Source organism: Chryseobacterium pyrolae, from assembly GCF_025153485.1.
GTDB lineage: Bacteria > Bacteroidota > Bacteroidia > Flavobacteriales > Weeksellaceae > Chryseobacterium > Chryseobacterium antibioticum.
Genome location: NZ_JANZQH010000002.1, coordinates 194069 through 213717, shown reverse-complemented (window position 1 = coordinate 213717; position 19649 = coordinate 194069). Strand labels below are relative to the sequence as shown.

The 19649-nt window shown below is 34.9% G+C and carries 19 protein-coding genes and 1 tRNA gene; 10 read left to right on the top strand and 10 right to left on the bottom strand.

Annotated elements, in window-relative coordinates:
• Nucleotides 1-992 precede the first annotated feature (992 nt).
• The 6 genes from NZD88_RS04285 (at nucleotide 993) to NZD88_RS04255 (ending at nucleotide 6488) form a co-directional block, all read left to right on the top strand.
• Nucleotides 993-2483, top strand: coding sequence for a helix-turn-helix transcriptional regulator (locus NZD88_RS04285; RefSeq protein WP_259827708.1), 1491 nt, complete (start codon nucleotides 993-995; stop codon nucleotides 2481-2483).
• 287 nt (nucleotides 2484-2770) lie between these two features.
• On the top strand, nucleotides 2771-3487 hold the full coding sequence (locus NZD88_RS04280; protein ID WP_259827707.1) for a hypothetical protein: 717 nt from the start codon (nucleotides 2771-2773) through the stop codon (nucleotides 3485-3487).
• A gap of 16 nt (nucleotides 3488-3503) precedes the next feature.
• Nucleotides 3504-4235, top strand: coding sequence for a hypothetical protein (locus tag NZD88_RS04275; protein WP_259827705.1), 732 nt, complete (start codon nucleotides 3504-3506; stop codon nucleotides 4233-4235).
• A gap of 12 nt (nucleotides 4236-4247) precedes the next feature.
• Nucleotides 4248-4979 carry a hypothetical protein gene (locus tag NZD88_RS04270; RefSeq protein ID WP_259827704.1) on the top strand — a complete coding sequence of 244 codons (732 nt, stop codon included), beginning with the start codon at nucleotides 4248-4250 and terminating at the stop codon, nucleotides 4977-4979.
• Nucleotides 4980-5657: 678 nt separating this feature from the next.
• Nucleotides 5658-5999, top strand: a complete 342-nt coding sequence (locus NZD88_RS04260) for a helix-turn-helix domain-containing protein (protein ID WP_259827702.1) — start codon at nucleotides 5658-5660, stop codon at nucleotides 5997-5999.
• Between the two features lie 279 nt (nucleotides 6000-6278).
• Nucleotides 6279-6488, top strand: a complete 210-nt coding sequence (locus NZD88_RS04255) for a transposase (protein WP_259827701.1) — start codon at nucleotides 6279-6281, stop codon at nucleotides 6486-6488.
• A 515-nt stretch (nucleotides 6489-7003) separates the two neighbouring features.
• Here NZD88_RS04255 and NZD88_RS04250 read toward each other — a convergent pair.
• Nucleotides 7004-7085: transfer RNA gene (locus tag NZD88_RS04250), tRNA-Leu, on the bottom strand.
• 68 nt (nucleotides 7086-7153) lie between these two features.
• Complete coding sequence (locus tag NZD88_RS04245; RefSeq protein ID WP_259827700.1) at nucleotides 7154-7921, bottom strand: MBL fold metallo-hydrolase; 768 nt, start codon at nucleotides 7919-7921, stop codon at nucleotides 7154-7156.
• Nucleotides 7922-7975: 54 nt separating this feature from the next.
• On the opposite strand from NZD88_RS04245, the gene NZD88_RS04240 reads away from it, so the two are divergent.
• Both NZD88_RS04240 and NZD88_RS04235 read left to right on the top strand, forming a co-directional pair.
• Nucleotides 7976-9403 carry a TonB-dependent receptor gene (locus NZD88_RS04240; RefSeq protein ID WP_259827699.1) on the top strand — a complete coding sequence of 476 codons (1428 nt, stop codon included), beginning with the start codon at nucleotides 7976-7978 and terminating at the stop codon, nucleotides 9401-9403.
• A gap of 13 nt (nucleotides 9404-9416) precedes the next feature.
• Nucleotides 9417-9866: a GAF domain-containing protein gene (locus NZD88_RS04235; RefSeq protein WP_259827697.1), complete on the top strand. Its 450-nt coding sequence runs from the start codon at nucleotides 9417-9419 to the stop codon at nucleotides 9864-9866.
• A gap of 326 nt (nucleotides 9867-10192) precedes the next feature.
• Here NZD88_RS04235 and NZD88_RS04230 read toward each other — a convergent pair whose 3' ends face one another.
• The 6 genes from NZD88_RS04230 to NZD88_RS04205 form a co-directional block, all read right to left on the bottom strand.
• Nucleotides 10193-10930: an ABC transporter substrate-binding protein gene (locus tag NZD88_RS04230; protein ID WP_259827695.1), complete on the bottom strand. Its 738-nt coding sequence runs from the start codon at nucleotides 10928-10930 to the stop codon at nucleotides 10193-10195.
• Nucleotides 10931-10952: 22 nt separating this feature from the next.
• On the bottom strand, nucleotides 10953-12275 hold the full coding sequence (mgtE, locus tag NZD88_RS04225; RefSeq protein ID WP_259827694.1) for a magnesium transporter: 1323 nt from the start codon (nucleotides 12273-12275) through the stop codon (nucleotides 10953-10955).
• A 173-nt stretch (nucleotides 12276-12448) separates the two neighbouring features.
• The gene (locus NZD88_RS04220) at nucleotides 12449-12613 is read right to left on the bottom strand and encodes a hypothetical protein (protein ID WP_259827693.1); all 165 of its coding nucleotides are present in this window, start codon (nucleotides 12611-12613) and stop codon (nucleotides 12449-12451) included.
• Nucleotides 12614-12648: 35 nt separating this feature from the next.
• Nucleotides 12649-12789 carry a hypothetical protein gene (locus NZD88_RS04215; protein WP_259827692.1) on the bottom strand — a complete coding sequence of 47 codons (141 nt, stop codon included), beginning with the start codon at nucleotides 12787-12789 and terminating at the stop codon, nucleotides 12649-12651.
• Nucleotides 12790-12979: 190 nt separating this feature from the next.
• Entirely contained in the window at nucleotides 12980-13126 is a 147-nt protein-coding gene (locus tag NZD88_RS04210; protein WP_169236658.1) for a bacteriocin-like protein, read from the bottom strand.
• 521 nt (nucleotides 13127-13647) lie between these two features.
• Nucleotides 13648-14199: a pyruvate decarboxylase gene (locus NZD88_RS04205; RefSeq protein WP_259827691.1), complete on the bottom strand. Its 552-nt coding sequence runs from the start codon at nucleotides 14197-14199 to the stop codon at nucleotides 13648-13650.
• Nucleotides 14200-14374: 175 nt separating this feature from the next.
• Between NZD88_RS04205 and rpsO the strand changes: the two genes are divergently transcribed.
• A complete protein-coding gene (gene rpsO / locus NZD88_RS04200) occupies nucleotides 14375-14644 on the top strand; it encodes a 30S ribosomal protein S15 (protein WP_169236656.1) in 270 nt (89 codons plus the stop codon).
• A gap of 230 nt (nucleotides 14645-14874) precedes the next feature.
• Here the strand turns inward: rpsO and NZD88_RS04195 are convergent, their stop codons facing one another.
• Complete coding sequence (locus NZD88_RS04195; protein ID WP_259827690.1) at nucleotides 14875-15231, bottom strand: DUF4260 domain-containing protein; 357 nt, start codon at nucleotides 15229-15231, stop codon at nucleotides 14875-14877.
• 240 nt (nucleotides 15232-15471) lie between these two features.
• Nucleotides 15472-16893: a sugar MFS transporter gene (locus tag NZD88_RS04190; RefSeq protein WP_259827689.1), complete on the bottom strand. Its 1422-nt coding sequence runs from the start codon at nucleotides 16891-16893 to the stop codon at nucleotides 15472-15474.
• A 449-nt stretch (nucleotides 16894-17342) separates the two neighbouring features.
• Between NZD88_RS04190 and NZD88_RS04185 the strand changes: the two genes are divergently transcribed.
• Complete coding sequence (locus NZD88_RS04185; protein ID WP_259827687.1) at nucleotides 17343-19622, top strand: polyribonucleotide nucleotidyltransferase; 2280 nt, start codon at nucleotides 17343-17345, stop codon at nucleotides 19620-19622.
• Nucleotides 19623-19649 lie beyond the last annotated feature (27 nt).

Below are 19649 nucleotides of genomic sequence, written 5' to 3'. Positions count from 1 at the left end.
ATCAGTATGTTTGATCAAATAGGAATTGATACCATTACATATACTTTTGATTCAATAATAAATTATATTGTTGGTTTTTCTAGAGGCAGTTATAATTTATATAAAATCTTCATAGAAGGACAAGAGGTAAAATACAATAAGATCTTCTTCAATAATATTTTCCAATTCAATCTTTTCAAACAAAATTCCCAACAGGTATTAATTCTATAGAACTTATTAATTAGGAAGCACAGCAGAATTATGGAAATGTGACAAATATAAACTATGGTAATTGTTTCAAAACTCAAATTATTAGACTTTTGTCATTCTGATAAACTAAGAAGTCTATTAATAATCAAACTTATGGAATTCATTACTACATTACTTTTCAATAACAATTTTGAGACAGCCTTATTAGGTAAAATATGCATATCTATTTGATGTTGCCTTCAATTAATTATAGCGCTTCTGAAAACAATATTATATGTAAATAGGTGTCTTCTTATTAGATAAATCAGGCAAGCAATAAGAAAAAAAATTATTGATAATGTTTGTTATATAATTTAATTGGGAGTTTTTAGCTTTGTATTTCATTAAAATTTGCAAAAGTCGAATTTAATATTTTTATTCATCTTTATTTTCTGTCATGGAAACGATGTGCTAAACTAAAACAACACATATTGTTTTAAATGTTTCATTTATTTCTTTTAATTAGTGTTTCTGGTTTGGTGCAAAATTTCGTAAGAGATAATAAACGTGATGTCTAAAATAACCGAAATCAATTTTGGTAGACCTCTTTTGGATGCTTCATCCATTCTTATATTATTCAATTTACCGAAAACGAAGAATTTTAAATCTAAGAGTTTAAAATAAATCTTTATTAGTAATTAAGCTGATAAGAAATTAATGCGTTAATTAATGCGATGGTCAAACTAAGATTCCGAAATATACATTGTTTTTCCGTAATTTGTTAAATATTTTCATTTATATTAATTAAAAATAGAAAATTTTATATGTTATTTAAATTTATAAGGATTATTTTATTATTTGTCTTTTGTTTTTTATATAGTCAACGGATTGAGCTTAAAAGAGTTGATGGCTTGCTGGAAAAATCAAAAGAAACTCTGTATACGAATACTATACAATCCCTTACATATGCAAAGGATGCAGCTATGATTGCTGAAAATGAGAAAAATTCATTCAAAATGGTTGAATCTTACCTAAATATAGCTCGTTGTACAAGCATATTAATGGAGTACAAAGATAGTTTTTTATATATCGAGAAGGGGTTAAATGAAAGCCAAACCGAGAATTATGCTATATTAGAATGTCAATTCAGAGAAATAAAAGCAATTAATTATAACAAGTTGAAATTGGATGGTAGCGAACTTAAAGAATATCAGAAAATTATAAAACTTCTTTCAGGAAAAAATGATATTGAATCAAAAAAATTAATATCCAGAGTTAATGCAAGAATTGCTTCGTATTATCTAAACAAACAGGAATCTTCGTATTCAGAAAAATTTATTAACAATGCTATTTCGATCTATCATGAAATAGCAAAAAACCAGGATGATAATTTCTCGGATAATTTAAATTTATATACCATAAAAGGATATGTATGCCTATCAAATCTTAAGTATGACTCAGCCTACTACTATTTTAATAAAAGCTATGCCCACTTAAACAAAATCAACAGAAAATACATCCAGTTCATTTCTCTTGGGGATTACTATTTTGAGCTGAAAAATTATATAAAAGCAGTTGATTTTTATTATAAATCTTTACAGGAACTTGAACAGAATAGAATCAAAGATCTTGAATATTCTACTTGTATCAATAAAAAGATGTCAATGTCATATGGATTTCTTAATGATAAAGCAAAAGAGAAAATATATTTGGAAAAATATTATATAGAGTCTGATGAATTGGCGGGTTCAAAGATGACAAATCTTCAATCTGCGGTAAATACAGTAGAAAATGAGCACCAAAATAGAAGTGAAAAATTCAGGAAACTCAATTGGATTATTTTTTTGTCTGCTATTATGCCATTTATGTTTTTAAATATTTTGATTGGTTATCGATATTTAAAACTTAAACGAAAAAAGAAAGCTGTAATTTTTGAGAAGAATTTGCTGATGCAGGAAAAAGATCATTTGGAGGAGGAAAAGAATATGTATTATATAAAATTACAACAAAAACTAGATGTAACGCTGGAGGAAGTTATCTATGAAGCTAAAAAAAATACGACTTCTTTCTTTGAAAAGTTTCAGGCATTCTATCCTGAATTTAGCCCAAGACTTTTGGAGTATAATCCTAGTTTTAATTTGGGGGAATTAACACTTCTTGCCTATGTATATCTGAATTTTTCATCTAAAGAGATTGCAGAATATACATTCAGATCCTATAGAACCATTCAGACCAGAAAATATACATTAAGAAAAAAAATAGGACTGGAAAAAGGAGAAGATTTATATGTTTGGCTAAAGAAAATAAATCCTTAATATAAAAAAAATAATATTATTTTACCTATTATTAAATAAAGTTATTTAAAATTTACAAACCATATGGCGTCATTTTAAACTTATTTCTGCAGTTTCGTATATTTTGACTTTTACTTTATAGAGTTTTTAGCATGGTTTAAATACTTAAATTCCACTTATTTATTGCTTTAAGCGATTGTAATCCATGGTTTAGATCGTATTTTCGCTTTTTGTTTTTTTTACGTATGTTCATTTTTTTAGATGAAAATGTAATCTCTTTTCTTTGCAGCTTTCTAAAAAACACACGAATGAAAAAACTTATTTTTGTAATTATTACAATTGTTTCTTCCACTGGGCTTTACAGTCAGGTAGGAATAAATGTAGCAAAACCAACAGCAACTTTAGATGTAAATGGAGATGTTAAAGTTCGGAATTTGCCTGTTGGCGGGTCAAATGCTGAAATTTTAGTTTCTGATGAAAATGGATATATTTCAAAACAGGAATATACTCAATTCCGAAAGGAAATAATTGGTGATATCAAAGATGCTATTCAGGATCAGGATCATGATGGCTGGTTTCTTTTAAATGGAAGAAGTATTTCTACCTTACCTTCAGCAGCAAAACAGAATGCGATCTCACTGGGCTTTAGCTCCGCTCTTCCAGATTTTAGGAATAAATTATCCAGAAGTAAAAATACTGCTGGCTCTCTAGGCACAATTGGAGGAAACTCTAGCATTACACTTTCAAGAAATAATTTACCTGCATTCGAACTGAGTGGAACCACAAGCTCAGCAGGTAATCATGAACATGGTTTTGTGAATACGATTAATCATGATGGAACAGGTTTTTCTTTAAATAATGCAAATACCGGAGCACGATGGGGTACAGACAAAACAGTACGAACTACAGGTACTTCCGGATCTCATTCTCATACTGTAACATTGAATAGTAATGGGAGTAATAGTGCTTTTAATCTGAATCCGTGGTATATCAGCTTGAAACAATTTGTATATCTGGGATTATAATTATAAATCAAAAGAAATGAAGTTTAAAGTATCATTATTATGTATAATTTCCGTTCAATGGATGTATTCCCAGATAGGAGTCAATATAAAGCAACCCACTAAAACTCTTGATATAAATGGAGAATTGAGAGTAAGAACGATTAAATCAGAAAATAGCCCTGCTTATGTTTTAGTCTCTGATTTGAACGGTGTAATAGGAAAAAAAGTATATAAAGAAATCAAGCCGCAAATAGGAGATGTAAAGAAAGGATTTCAAAAAGCAGATCATAATGGTTGGTATCTGCTAGACGGCAGACAGAGTTCTTCTTTACCGGGAATTGCAGCAGCAGGAGCACAGAGCATAGGATTTGCAGCGGCATTACCTGATGCTAAAGGAAAATTTTTGAAAGTATCTGATAACACTCAGCAAACAGCAATTAAAGGGGGAAGCAATACAGTAACTCTTAATAAAAAGAATTTACCAAAACTTAATTTTAACGGACAGGCTTCTTCTGTTGGTGTTTCCCACAGCCATTCTTTTACAGATGCTCACTCTGTTGCTTTTGCTGCTAATTTTAATGGGGTTTTGGCGGCAACATATGGAAATACTAATAATAGAAACCCCCACCTGAGTTCTCAGGCTAATACTTCCGGTTCAGGAAATCATAGTCATTCTTTTAAAATCTCGAATGCAGGGGGCAATAGTCAGGCATTTAGTGTTATACCTCAATATGTCGAAGTAAATACATTCATTTACCTAGGAAATTAAATTAAAAAAGAGATGAAAAAAATAATATTTAGCTTATTAATAAGTATGTCTGCCAGTATTAGTGCTCAAATTGGCGTTAAAACTTCCAATCCCACTACAACGCTTGATGTAAACGGGAATATGCGGATAAGAAAACTTGACGTGGTAAACACACCTGTAAATGTTGTGGCCGTAAATAATGAAGGGTATATAAAGAAGCACGAAAACATAAAACTATCCCCTTCCTTAGGAGATATTAAATATGGAATGCAAAAAAATGATCATTCAGGATGGTTTCTTATAAATGGAAGGATTATAAGTAGCTTACCTTCTGAAAAAATTAGAAAAAATGCTATTTCTTTGGGGTTTTCAACCTATTTATGGGATGCAAGAAATAAATATGTAAAGTATACTACTGCAGTTAATGGAAGCACAGGAGGTAGCCATACTGTAAAATTAACTACGCAAAATCTTCCCAGCTATAGTGTATCTGCAACAAGTGGTACATCAGGTGGACATTCTCATACATTGACTGATCATCATTTGGGACCTGCTGGGCTGAATGGTATTACTAGAAGAGGGAAACCTAACAATAATACAGGGATAAATAAACGTTTTCAGGATAGAACCCAAACCAGAAATACCAGTTCAAACTCCTGGAATCATACCCATACGGCTTCTGCTTCAATAGAAGATCAGGGACAGGCATTTTCTATAGAACCGGAATATCTTACGATGAACATGTTTATTTTTTTAGGCGAGTAATATAGAATTTGATTTACAAGATGGTCGGTAGTGACTATTTGTACTATATGAGTGGTAAGGATATTTATAAATGTATGATCGGTTTTAGGATTGTGGTATTTTTAGATACTTGGAATTTTGTTATTGCTGCTGTGAATTCCTTTATTGAGTGCTAAATATCTAAGGGGGCTGTGTTTAGTCATTTTTACGTATTACATTTTTTCTTTGTAAATGATCGCATCTTTAACTTCGTAAATGAGAATTAAAAGAAAAATCAACAAATTATTTCTAAATGGACTTTAAGAGTATAAGTATAGGAGGGATGATCAATAAGAGAGTAAATGAACTTGAGATGGATATATCTCGCATTATAAATTTTTTAAAGTGTTCTGAGGAAGAGCTACAGGAGATGTATAATGCTGAAAGTCTTGACACCAATCTACTTTTGAGATGGAGTAAGCTTTTGGAATATGACTTCTTCAGAATTTATTCGCAGCATTTAATACTTTTTTCACCTCCCACCTGTCAAAGCATAAAACAAAATCAGTCTGTTAAGAAATCTGAGATTCTACCACAGTTCAGAAAAAAAATTTATACTCAGGAAATAATAGATTTTATTCTTGAATTGATAGAAACAAAGACAAAAACTAAATTACAGGTAATAAATGAATATAACATTCCTAAAACCACACTGTACAAATGGATAGAAAAATACAAAAAATAGCGTCAATGCCTAACTATCAGAGTATTTATAAAGATATGATAGAACAAAAGTTTCCTGATAAACTAGACGATTGCAAAAAAATTATTGAAAAGGCTTCGCTTTGTGCTCTTGATATCATTCTTCTGAATAAAATCATTTTTGGGGAAAAAGTACAGGAAACTGAGCGGTTTAACCAAAGACACCGTTCTTATGATGAAAAAAGTATTATAAAAATTTTAGACTATCAAAAAAAGCATGAACTCAATAATACACAAGTTGCAAGCGCTTACAAATTAAGTCGAAATACTATTGCAAAATGGAAAAAGCAATATGAATAAATTAACTGGTTGATAAATAATATAGAGTAATCTGATTCTAAATATACAAATGATAGTGATAATGCATCCAGAATTATCATCTTATTTCCCTCATTTTTTTAATACCAGTTGCTTCAATCTCTCTTTCATAAGGAGAGATTTTTTTGTTAAGTTGTTTAAGCCTTACAAAACTACAAAAGCTTTCATTTTAAGAGCCTGTTTAAAAACGGTATAAAAAAAGAGTAAGGGTTACTCATTGGCTTAAAAACGTCAATTTAGAGCTGCAAAACAAAAAAATTGATGTATCCAACAGACTTAACTCTTACTCAGTGGCAATTTATAAAAAAAACGCTTGATTTTGATGATAGAAAGCGAAAATATGATTTATGTATCATCTGGAATGCCATCTATTATATCGTAAAAACAGGCTGCCAGTGGCGAATGCTCCCCTCTAATTATCCCAAATGGCAACTGGTTTACTATTACTACTCTAAATGGTCAAATTGGTAAATCTTCACTTTCGAAGTAAGTTTATAATTTTTATCAAGAAATTCAAATTTATCCTTAGCAAGATTTATATAATAAGAAGCTGCTTTATAAGTACTATATATTGATCTATCTAATGAAGATATCCTTTTTTTTACTTTAGTGTTAATAATATTTACAAGATCATTGTCTTTATATTGTTTAAAGAAATTATAAACATCTTTTACTGATGATAAAACTAGGCAAACCTATTGTCTCTTTGGGAGGTTTTCGTGAATATTGTTTATGTAGTTTTTTGATCAAGTAAATGTAAAATTGTACATAAAAATCAGACTTGCTAATATTATTGTTTTCTTTAACAAAAGAACAAACCCATTTAATCGTATTTAAATTCTGATTAAATGGTCTGTGCAGACTCTGTATGTATCGTATATTAAATAACAAAGATGTCAAAAAAAGATTAATAAAACAATAGCCACCCTTTGACCACCCTAAAAATCAAAATCCCCTGAAAATCAAATGATTTCAGGGGATTTTTGTACCCAGTACCAGAATCGAACTGGTACATCTTTCGATACTAGAGTTTGAGTCTAGCGCGTCTACCAATTCCGCCAACTGGGCTTGTTTCAAATCGGTGTGCAAATATATAAACTTTTTTTAATGTTCAAAAGCTTTTTAAAGGAAAAATTTTAAAATTCGATCTCCAAACCGTCATAGGCTAGATGCATCCCTTCCGGAAGGTCCTTATCTTCAATATCATGCAGTCCCAGATGGTGGCTGATGTGTGTTAAAAATAATTTTTTAGGCTTAAGCTCCTTAAACAGGGCGATGACGTCAGGAAGAACAAAGTGGGCAGGGTGCGGATCAAATTTTCTGATACAGTTTAAAACCAGTACATCCAGATTCTGTAATTTTTCCTTTTCCGTATCTGAAATAAAATTCGCATCTGTTATATACGCAAGATTTTTAAACTTATAGCCGAAGACCATAATTTTATAATGAGTCACTTCAATTGGAGTGATTTCGGTATCCAGAACATGGAATGGCTTATTTTCAATTTCGTGAAGATCAAAAGCGGGGGCTCCTGGATATCTTTCATCAGCGAAAGCATAGGGGAAACGTTTTTTGATCTCCTGGCCAACTCTTTCGTTGCAGTAGATGGGCATGTTTTTCCCACTTTTAAAAATCAAAGGGCGCATATCATCAAGCCCGATCACATGGTCATTGTGTTCGTGAGTAAGAAGGGCGATATCTACGTTGTTTTCGTGATTAAGAAGCATCTGCTCTCTGAAATCCGGTCCGCAATCGATCAGTATTTTTCTGCTTTCCTCTGTAGTAATCATTACTGAGGAGCGGAAACGCTTGTCTTTGGGATTTTCGGAAGTACATACTTCGCATGTGCAGCCTATAACGGGTACACCTTGTGAAGTACCAGTTCCTAAAAATTTCAACTTCATTTTCTTTTGAGGTTGGTTTAATTTTGGTAAATTTACGAAAAATTTTACGTCCTAATGTATCAGAAACTAACTCCTAAACAAAAAGCATTAACAATTAATCTAGATCCTACTATTTATGGTACTTTCGCGGAAATTGGAGCAGGGCAGGAGACTGTTCGTCACTTTTTTAGAGCAGGAGGGGCTTCCGGTACAATTGCTAAGGCGATGTCTGCTTACGACAAAGATTTTAGTGATGCCATTTACGGAAAAGAGGTGAAGAACAGGTATGTCACCCAGAACCGACTCCGTAAAATGCTCCGCTATGAAGTAGCATTGATCGAGGAAAGGATTTCCAGGGAAAACAATCCAAACAGAAAGTTTTTCTCTTATGCAAACACGGTGACAACGATTAATTTCGATAAAACACTCAAAGGCCACGGCTGGGTAGGAATCCGTTTCCAGACTAAAGAAAACGAAGATTACAACGAGATCGTGATCCACGTAAAATTTAATGAAAATGATGCTACACTACAGCAGGAAACTTTAGGAAACCTTGGGGTAAACCTTATCTTCGGAGCTTTCAACTACTACGACAATCCACGAAACTTAATCGAATCTTTATACGACGACATTGCCAAAGACGGTCTTGAAATTGATATGATCGATTTCAGCGGTCCTGCTTTTGACTATGTTGATAACCGACTGATGTCTCTGCAACTTGTAAAACATGGGATGACCGATGCCGTGATCTTCAATTCACAGGGGAGCAATATGCTTCCTGCCGACGTTCTGTACAAGAAGAATATATTTGCGGTAAGAGGAAGTTTCAGGCCTGTAACAAAAGTGAATATCGACATGCTTAAAAACGGTCTGGAGATGTTTCAGAAAGATGCGACCTGTACCCATGAAGAAACAGAAGTACTGATTGAGATCACCATTTCAAACCTTAGAGCAGACGGTGATATCGATGAAAGAGACTTTATGGACAGGGTAGATATTCTCGGCAGACTGGGCTATACCGTTATTATTTCCAACTTCTCGGAGTACTACAGACTGATTGATTATTTTGCCTCGTATACAAGCGGAGATATCGGTGTTGCGATGGGAGTAAATAACCTCCTGATGGTATTTGATGAGAAGTATTACAAGGACCTTTCAGGAGGAATTCTGGAAGCATTTGGTAAATTCTTCAGAAATGGGATGAGGGTATACCTTTATCCTTACAAAGATCCTGAAACCCATGAATTGCTGGATTCTGCCAACCTTAAAGTAGAAGAAAACCTTAAAGAGCTTTATAAATATTTCAAACACAACAACCGTATTGTAGATATCACCAACCATAATCCGGAGTTTTTGGGAATTTATTCAAGAGAGATCCTGAGAAAAATTGCATGCTGTGTTAAAGGCTGGGAAAACCAGGTTCCTGAAGGTGTTGCAGAAATGATAAAAGAACGTGGAATGTTCGGCTACAAAGAAGAACTTTCCTTCAAACAATTTTCCTAAAACATAAAATAATATGTCAGAAATAAAGAAAAGACTTTCTTCCATTCTTGAAAGTCCAAAACATAACACAGAAGAGAAACTAGAGAAGGTATGTCACCTGTTGGACCAGGAAATTTCTTACTTCAACTGGACAGGATTCTACTTTAAAAACGGAGATAAAGATGAGCTGAAATTAGGCCCTTACGTGGGAGCTCCTACAGATCATACCATTATTCCTTATGGAAAAGGAATTTGCGGACAGGTTGCCGTTTCCAATGAAACATTTGTAGTTCCGGATGTTCACCAGGAAAGCAATTACTTAAGCTGCTCTATTGATACTAAAGCTGAAATCGTAGTTCCTATTTTCAAAGACGGCCAAAATGTGGGTCAGATTGACATCGATTCCCATACTGTAGATCCGTTTACGGCTGAAGACCGTGAACTTTTGGAGTGGCTTTGTAATGAAGTTTCCAAGATTTTGTAATTGATATTTCAGCGCGAAATATAAAATATAAGCTCCGATTTAAAGTCGGGGCTTTTTTTTGTGTTCAAAATTCACTTTGTTGGTTTAAGAGATTATTTTCAGAGTTGAGATCGTGCGTGGGATTTTTTGAACCACCCCGTCAAAAATTCTTTGAATTTTCGCCACCTCTCCATGCGAGGGGAATTTTGGGTCGACGAATTTTTGTCATCACGAAAATCGTTGATTTTCATATAACTTATTAAGTGATCTTCTTTTTATCAAGCTTTTAAACTTAAAAAATAATTCAACGGTCTGAAAAGCTTTTGTCCCTTTTGTGGTTAAAAAAATCAACGTTGCATCGCATGAATTTCATTCAGGAATTCTTTAAAATAATCCTCACATTTCGCAATATGTGTTCCGTACCACGAAAATGCTTCTCCATCCACGATCATGATCTTCTTGTCCGGATAAAATGCCTTCATCTCCTCAATATGTTTTTCTTTGAAAGGAAAAGGTTCTGAAGAAAGCATAATAACTTCCGCATCAGCAAGGTCTTCCATTTGAATTTCGGGATAGCGCGTTTTATCTTTAAAAATATTTTCGAATCCTATTTCTGCCAGGATCTTATGAATAAACGTATCGGAACCAATCGTCATATATGGATTTTTCCAGATAAGGTAAGCTGCTTTTACAGTGGAATCAAGTTTAGCCTGCTGTAAAACGTCGTAGATTTTAAGGTTAAATTGCTGTGCCTTTTCCGTTTTATCAAAGGTATTTCCAAGAGTTTTAAGAAGGTAATAGTTGTCTTCAATAGTTTCCACATTCGTCACCAGAACTTTAAAATCATCCATTAATGCTTCTACCTGTTCCTTGATGTTTTCCTCTTTATTGGCGAGAATAAGATCCGGTTGCAGTGCCCTGATCTTATCAATATTGATATTCTTAGTACCGCCAATAATAGGTATGTTTTTTACTTTATTTTCGGGGTGGATGCAGAATTTTGTCCTACCGATCACTTCATGTTCAGTAACGCCAAGATCAAATAATGCCTCTGTAATAGAGGGTACAAGAGAAACAACTTTCATATTCAGACTTTGTCTGCCTAAATTACAAAAGTTTTCCTGTTAAGAAAAGTCCGGCTACGGAAAAATAGATAATAAGACCGGTAACGTCTACCAGAGTGGCTACAAATGGAGCAGAAGAAGTAGCAGGATCAAGGTTTAATCTTTTCAGGATAAATGGAACCATAGAGCCTGAAAGTGTTCCCCAAAGAACAATCAGAACCAGAGAAACTCCTACACTTAAACCTACATAAGGCCAGTACATACCATAATTGAAGAATCCGGCTTCATGCCATACCATAATCCTTAAAAATCCGATAGCCCCGAGAATACCACCCAAAGCGAGCCCTGTGAAAATCTCTTTTTTCATCACATACCACCAGTCTTTAAGTCCGATTTCCTGAAGAGCCATGGCACGGATAATAAGCGTTGCAGCCTGAGATCCGGAATTCCCTCCACTGGAAATAATAAGGGGTACAAATAACGCAAGGACTACAGCTTTTTGAATTTCATCCTCAAAATAGCCCATTGCAGAAGCGGTCAGCATTTCTGAAAAGAAAAGGATAATCAGCCACATTCCTCTTTTTTTGATCATCTCCATCAGAGAAGTCTGCGTATAAGGGTCATCTAAGGCTTCAAGACCTCCGAATTTCTGAATATCTTCCGTATTCTGCTGTTCGATCTGGTCAAGGATATCATCGATGGTTACAATACCTACAAGAACGCCTGCTTCAGTGATAATAGGAAGAGCTGTTCTGTCATATTTTTCAAAATAGGTTACTGCATCCTCCTTTGAAGTTACGGTGGTGATCGCCACAAAATGATTGTCGGTCATGTCTGAAATCAAAGTATCCTCTTCGGCCAGTAGAAGGCTTCCTAAAGCAATATCATCAATCAGACGGTTTCTTTCATCCACTACATAAAGGTGGTTCATGGTTTCCACTCTTTTTCCAACTTTTTTGATCTGCTGAAGACATCTTTTTACCGTCCATTCTTTACGGATCTGGATATAGTAAGGTGTCATCAGACGGGCAATAGAGTCTGAATCATAGCCCAGAAGTTTCAGAGCAATTCTTCTTTCCTGCGGATTAAGATGGTTAATAGAATACTTGATCAGCTCATCCGGGAAATCTTCAAAAAGGGCAGTTCTGTCATCCGGAGTCATTCCGTTCAGGATTTCAGAAACCTCTTCACTTCCAATGCTTCTGATGGTATCCTCCTGGAAGTCAGGATCAAGATGAGAAAAGACCTCCGCTTTGTATTCTTTTGGAACCTTCAAAAACGCGAGAAGCCTCTCGTCAGCAGGAAGGCTGCTAAGAGTTTCGGCAAGGTCGGCAGGATTAAAGATAAGTTCGTCTCTGGAATTCAAAACGTTGTTTTTTTGGATATGCAAAAATAATTCAAAATTTTAAGACTAAAAAAGAAACTGGAAGAATTAAGGATTAATTAAAGTATAAAGTAGGATAGAGCGCTCTTTACAAAAGAAAAACATCTGCCGGAGCAGATGTCAAAAAATTAAATTTAAATTCATAAATACCTATATTATTCAAGAATAGGTCCGCACATAGGATAGGGCGAGGGTAGGCACATACCTCCGTCACAGCATTCTCCGAATCCACATTGGGTATGGGTCTGACATTTTTTGATCATTCCGCCGCCGTTGAGTTCCTGCTTTTCTTTTCGGGTGAGTCTTTTAAGATTTTTCATATCAATTAGTTTTAATTATTAATAAAAATCTGTATTTATTCAATACAGTTGTATTCCATACAAACGCCCTGACAGCAAAAACCTATGAAACATGGTCGGGTTACGCTGCATTTCTGGATAGCTCCGCCATTGATTTGACTTTGCTGCTTTCTGTTGAGTTGCTTTAAATTTTTCATGTTCAATAATTTTAATTAAATAAAAAGATATAGATCTTAAAATTCAATGCAGGCAACGGTCTACAAACTCCTTCGCAACACCATCCAATGGTGCAAGGTCTGGTTGCATTGATTTGTTTTTGCTTCTCTGTTGAGTCTCTTTAAATTTTTTATATCAATTTATTTAATGATTAAATAAAAGATATGATCCTTAAGGTTCTATACATGCATAAGGTGAGCATACTCCGTTACAGCACCATCCTATGAAACAGGGTCTGTTGGTATTGTTGCATCTGTTAATGGCACCTCCATTAATTTGTTTCTGCTGCTCTCTGTTGATTTTTTTTAAATTTTTCATATTGTATAAGTTTTAATTTGTAAAACTAAAATAGTAAAAAATATTATATTATTCACCATGTGATGAAAATATTTAACTAGTAATCAGGGTGTTTGAATGTTTTTTTACTTTTCTTGAAAAGTATAACTGTGAGAATGCAGTTGTAAAATGGAGGGAAATGGATCGTGAATTATGAATTTTAGTACCAGCCAACAATTGCATATTGATGGTTGAAAAACATCGAAAGATGGGGAATAGTGAATCGTCAATGGTGAATTTTACTAACGACCACCAATTGACAACTCACCTGCGTAGCAGAATTTCCCATTTACCTTTAAGGAACATCGAAAGATGGTGAATAGTGAATCGTCAATGGTGAATTTTACTGACGACTACCAATTGACAACTCACCTGCGCAGCAGAATTGCCCATTCACCTTTAAGGAACATTGAAAGATAGTGAATAGTGAATCATCAATGGTGAATTTTACGGACGACCACCAATTGACAACTCACCTGCGCAGCAGAATTGCCCATTCACTTTTACAGCTCGGCTCCCTCCGAATGTTTCAGTTTCCGAAGTTTTTTCAGAATGCCTTTTATAGCACCATCTGTACCAATTTTAATAGAATTTTCGGTAGAACCTAAGAGGCGCATATTTTTCCGGTAGGTATCATAATCCGTTTCAGTCACCAGATTTCCTCCTGCATCGAAAAGCTTCATGCTTACAACGACCTGATTGGAGAATACATATTTACCAATTCCGACCTTAAAATATCTTACTTTGGGAACAATGGCAAAATCAGCATCATTATTAACACAGTAATCCGTAATGGTTTGTTTTTCTATGCTGTCGAAAGGGATCTGAACCTCGGCTCTGAGCATTGTATTCCTTCGTCCGCTGAAGTTATCGGAAACAGCACTGAAGAAAGCGTGGTTCGTGGGTTCTTTAATTTCTTCAATATCAGGTTCTACCTCGGGATTGAAGTATAGGATTTTTTTTACCTTATGATCTGCATTTTTCTGTGCTTTCACTGAAATGATGCCGATCAGTAAAAAAGAGCTGACTGCTGTAAAGAATATAATTTTTCTCATTTGTAATTCGTATGCAAAATTACTGCCTTTTCGTTGGATAGCATACAATTTATTAAGAAATTTTTAACATTTTTTTCTATCAATTTTGATACATGAAATCAATAATGTTTTGCTGAATTAAAAAATAGTTGTAAATTTGCAGCCGTTACATAATAATCATTAAACAAATATTGGAATGTACTTAACTACAGAAAAAAAGCAGGAAATTTTCGCGAAACATGGAAAATCTGCAACAGACACAGGAAGTGCTGAAGGACAAGTTGCTCTTTTCACTTTCAGAATCAACCACTTATCTCAGCATTTAAAGGCTAACCGTCATGATTTCAACACAGAGAGATCTCTAGTGAAATTGGTAGGTAAGAGAAAAAGTTTACTAGATTACCTTAAAAACAAAGATATCGCAAGATATAGAGCAATTATTGCTGAACTAGGTTTAAGAAAATAATCTACAAAGATTTTCAAATAAAAGCAACTTCGAAAGAAGTTGCTTTTTTGTTTTTTTAATGATGTAAAAAAATAAACCATTAAGAAGAATTTAGCTGTTAAGGAAAATTTAGAAAAAATCCGAGGATTTTTTTAAGGTAACAAGCTTAAAGCTTGAAGCTAAACTTAATATTCTAAAAATCTTAAGAAATCTTAATGGTGAAAATATATTAGCTTATCTCTGGCTTTACATTATTTATTCTTTCCAATTTTCCCCAAATGGGTATTCTGAAAACTGTCAGGATATTTCAGCCCATAGCCCAAAATCCTGTCAAATGAAGAGTGTGAGAATAAGATCGCTCCAATCATCTGTACATAGGGAAGGTGAAATGCCATTCCGGCAATATATAGAATGATGGCCAGCCCGAGATGATGAAACATATTGTAGCAGAATGCTCCGGCTTTATTGTTAATGACATATCCCAGCATGGAAATGTCAGGAGCCAGAAACAGGCCGATAAACCACCACCAGGAAAGCCCTGTCTGCTCAAAAGCAAAGGCTCCCAATACTAAAAAGGCAAAATATTCCAGCTGTAATTGAATCTTCATACATATAAAAGATATCTGATAAGTGTTTTGTTTCATGTAAAAGTTACGGTTTAAATAGTACATAAAAACAAAAGTGAGACGTTTTTAAAACATCTCACTGTATAATTTATTAAAATAGTTTGTTATTTAAATGTGAATGGGCAGTTCTGCTGCACAGGTCAATTGTCAACTAATAGCTATGGGTAAAATTCACTATTGATAATTTACCATTCACTATTCACAATCATTGACTGCAAGGTTTTAATGTCCTGATTTTGCATCCGCACTTTCTACATGCCCTAAATATTTGGTGCAGTAAGCTCCGAAGATGAGAATGACCAGATAACAGAATACAGGAATGATAAACGAATGCTGTACTCCAAACTGATCAGCAAGATATCCCTGAAAAATAGGGACTATAGCCCCGCCTAAAATAGCCATCACCACTAATGATGATCCCTGGCTGGTATATTTACCCAAACCTGAAATAGCCAGTGTATAGATATTGGAGAACATGATGGAATTAAAAATTCCGATTCCTAAAATACTGTACATCGCCAGCTCGCCATGATTGACCATCGCAGAGATAAGAAGTACAACATTGACTGCCGCAAAAATAGATAATGTTCTTGCCGGAGCCGATTTACCAATAAAGAACGCTACAAAATTAAGAGCAATGAAGACCAGGAAAAAGCTGATCTGTGAAAAGCTCAGGTCTACGATACTGAAAATAACAAGGAAAACAGCCGCCGCCGCACCCAGCATATAGATGGCTTTCTTACTCTGGCTTAATGACTGATTTAAAGAAATTGCCCCAAGAAAACGGCCGATCATAGCACCACCCCAATAGAGAGAAAGATAATTTTTACTGATGATCTCATTAAAACCCATGATCTGAGGCTGCTCCAAAAAGCTGATGATAAAGCTTCCTACCGCTACTTCTCCGCCTACATAACAGAACATGGCAAAAACACCAAATTTCAGGTGACTGAACTTAAGGGCACCCCAACCTGTTACAATTTCTTCCTCCTGGGTCTGGAAAGAAGGGAGTTTCACTCTCGAAATCAGTAACGCAACCAATAATAGGATCCCTGCAAAAATCAGATAAGGAATTCTTGTCGCCACAGCACTGAACGAACCGTCCGGAGCAGAGAAAAATTCAAAGATCAAATGTCCTCCAAGTACCGGCGCAATCGTTGTTCCGAAAGCATTGAAAGCCTGGGTCATATTCAGACGGCTGGACGCAGATTCTTCACTGCCGAGTAATGAAACGTAAGCATTGGCTGTGATCTGAAGTACTGTAAAACCAAGCCCGAGAATGAACAAAGCACCCAGAAATAAAGGATAATAAGAAAAAGTGGCTGCCGGATAAAACAGAATACAGCCAAAGGCCGCCAGAAAAATACCGAACATGATTCCTTTTTTATAACCTGCCTTATTAATAGGATCTCCTTTTGAAATAGAGATCAGGAAATAAATCAGGGAACCGATAAAATAAGCCCCGAAGAAACAGAACTGTACCAGCATCGATTCGAAAAAGGTGAGTTTGAAAAGCTGTTTCAGATAAGGGATCAGGATATCATTCATACAGGTGATGAATCCCCACATAAAAAAGAGCAGTGTGATCGTGATTAACGGGATCGTATAATTTCTGCTCTGTGTTTTTACTTCTTTATTGATCATAAACATTTATTTATTTGAAAAGAATTGTTAAGCTCTTTCAGTTGATTTCTCTGCTGCATATATATTTTGAGAAGCATGGCAAATATAAGGCAGTAGCCTGTTTTTCTGCAACTTTTCGGATGTTTTTTTCCGTAAATAAGCGGTCTTTATTTTCTTAAAAACATTATTTACATTTTTTGAGACAATAATACGAAAATGGCTGGATTCTTTGATCAATTTTCTTTGGAAAAAATCTTTTTATTGATGAAATATGATGAATAAGTTGAACATTTCGTAAGTAATTCTTACTTCATCGATAAAATAGGAGGGTAAAATCTTATAATTCCATATACTATTTCTGAGATTGAAAATTTAATATCTCATTATTATACGTTATCTTTGCAAACGAAAATTTAGACGAACTATCAATAATTAAAGCACTCAATACGGAGTGCAACACAAAACAATTTATGAGTATACCTCAAGCAATTACAGAAACGATTACTCTTGCAGACGGCAGAGAAATTACAATTGAAACAGGAAAATTAGCAAAACAGGCTGATGGTTCTGTAGTCGTAAAAATAGGCGGAACAATGCTTTTAGCAACAGTTGTAGCCAGTAAAGAAGCAAAAGAAGGAGTAGATTTCCTACCCTTAACAGTTGATTACAGAGAAAAATTCTACGCAGGAGGTAAGATTCCTGGAAATTTCTTTAGAAGAGAAGCGAGACCATCTGATCAGGAGATCTTAACGATGCGTTTGGTAGACAGAGTTCTTAGACCATTATTCCCTGAAGATTTCCATGCGGAAGTTCAGGTGATGATTTCATTAATTTCTTATGACGGACAGTCAATTCCTGATGATTTAGCAGGTCTTGCAGCATCTGCAGCAATCGCTATTACAGATATTCCTTTCAACGGACCAATGTCTGAAGTAAGAGTGGTAAGAATCAATGGTGAACTTTCTGTGAACCCTAATTATGCAGATCTTAAAATTGCCGACCTTGACATCATGGTAGGAGCAACTAAAGATTCTATCGTAATGGTAGAAGGGGAAATGAAAGAAATTTCTGAGCAGGAAATGCTTGAAGCAATCCAGTTTGCTCATGTAGAAATCAAAAAACAAGTTGAAGCTCAGGAAAGATTAGCTGAAAAAGTAGGCAAATCATTCCCAAAAAGAGAATATAGCCACGAAAATCACGATGAAGCTATCCGTGAGAAAGTGTGGAAAGAAACATATGATAAAGTATATGAAGTTGCTAAGCAACCTTCAGCAAAAGAAGAAAGAGGTGAAAAATTCAAAGCTGTTTTGGCTGAATTTTTAACTCAATATGTTGAAAATGCTGAAGAATTAGAAAGAGTAACACCTTTCGCTAAAGTATATTTCCATGATGTAGAGAAAGAAGCGATGCGTCAGATGATTTTGAATGATAAAATCCGTCTTGATGGTCGTGATCCTGAAACCATTCGTCCAATCTGGAGCGAAATAGATTATTTACCGGGAGCTCACGGTTCTGCCATCTTCACAAGAGGTGAAACTCAATCTTTAACAGCGGTAACGTTAGGTTCTGTGAAAGATGCGAACATGGTAGACAGCGTAATGGTAAATTATGACGAAAGATTTTTCTTACACTATAACTTCCCTCCGTTCTCAACGGGTGAAGCAAGACCTTTAAGAGGAACTTCAAGAAGAGAAGTAGGACATGGAAACCTGGCTCAGAGAGCTTTGGCAAACATGATTCCTGAAGAAAATCCTTACACAATCCGTATCGTTTCTGATATTTTAGAATCAAACGGTTCATCTTCTATGGCAACTGTTTGTGCAGGAACTTTAGCATTAATGGATGCAGGTATTCAGATTACAAAACCAGTTTCTGGGATTGCAATGGGATTAGTAACAGACGTTAAAACCGGAAAATTTACTGTTCTTTCTGATATCTTAGGTGATGAAGATCACTTGGGAGATATGGACTTTAAAGTAACGGGAACAGCAGACGGAATTACTGCTTGTCAAATGGATATCAAAATCCAGGGACTTTCTATGGATATCATGGAGAAAGCACTTTTACAGGCTAAAGACGGAAGATTACATATTCTTGATAAAATCACTGAAACCATTGCGGTACCAAGAGAAGACGTGAAACCTCACGCTCCGAAAATGGTAATGCTTGAGATCTCTAAAGATTTCATCGGTGCTGTTATCGGACCTGGTGGAAAAATCATTCAGCAGCTTCAAAAAGATACAGATACTGTTATTGCGATTGAAGAAGTAGGAGAAATCGGAAGAATTGAGATTTCTGGTGTAAGCAGAGAGAAAATCAATGCAGCGATTGCAAGAATCAACGAGATTACATTTGTACCGGTAGTAGGTGAAGTGTATCAAGGAAAAGTGGTAAAAGTAATGGATTTCGGAGCTTTTGTAGCGATTGCAAAAGGAACTGAAGGATTACTTCACATTTCTGAAATCGAATGGGCTCGTCTTGATAAAGTACCTTACAACGAAGGTGACGAAGTAGAGGTGAAGTTCATGGGTTACGATGATCGTAAGAAAATGAAACTTTCAAGAAAAGTTTTGTTGCCAAGACCTGAAAGACCTGAGTCTAAGCCAAGACCAGAAGGTCAAGACAGACCACAAGGTGATAGAAGACCAGAAGGAGATAGAAGACCACAAGGTGACAGAAGACCGGAAGGAGACAGAAGGCCAACCGAGCAGGCACCAAAGGAAAATGAAAATCCTTCAACTGAAGCTTAAGATTAAATCTTATATATAAATGAAATC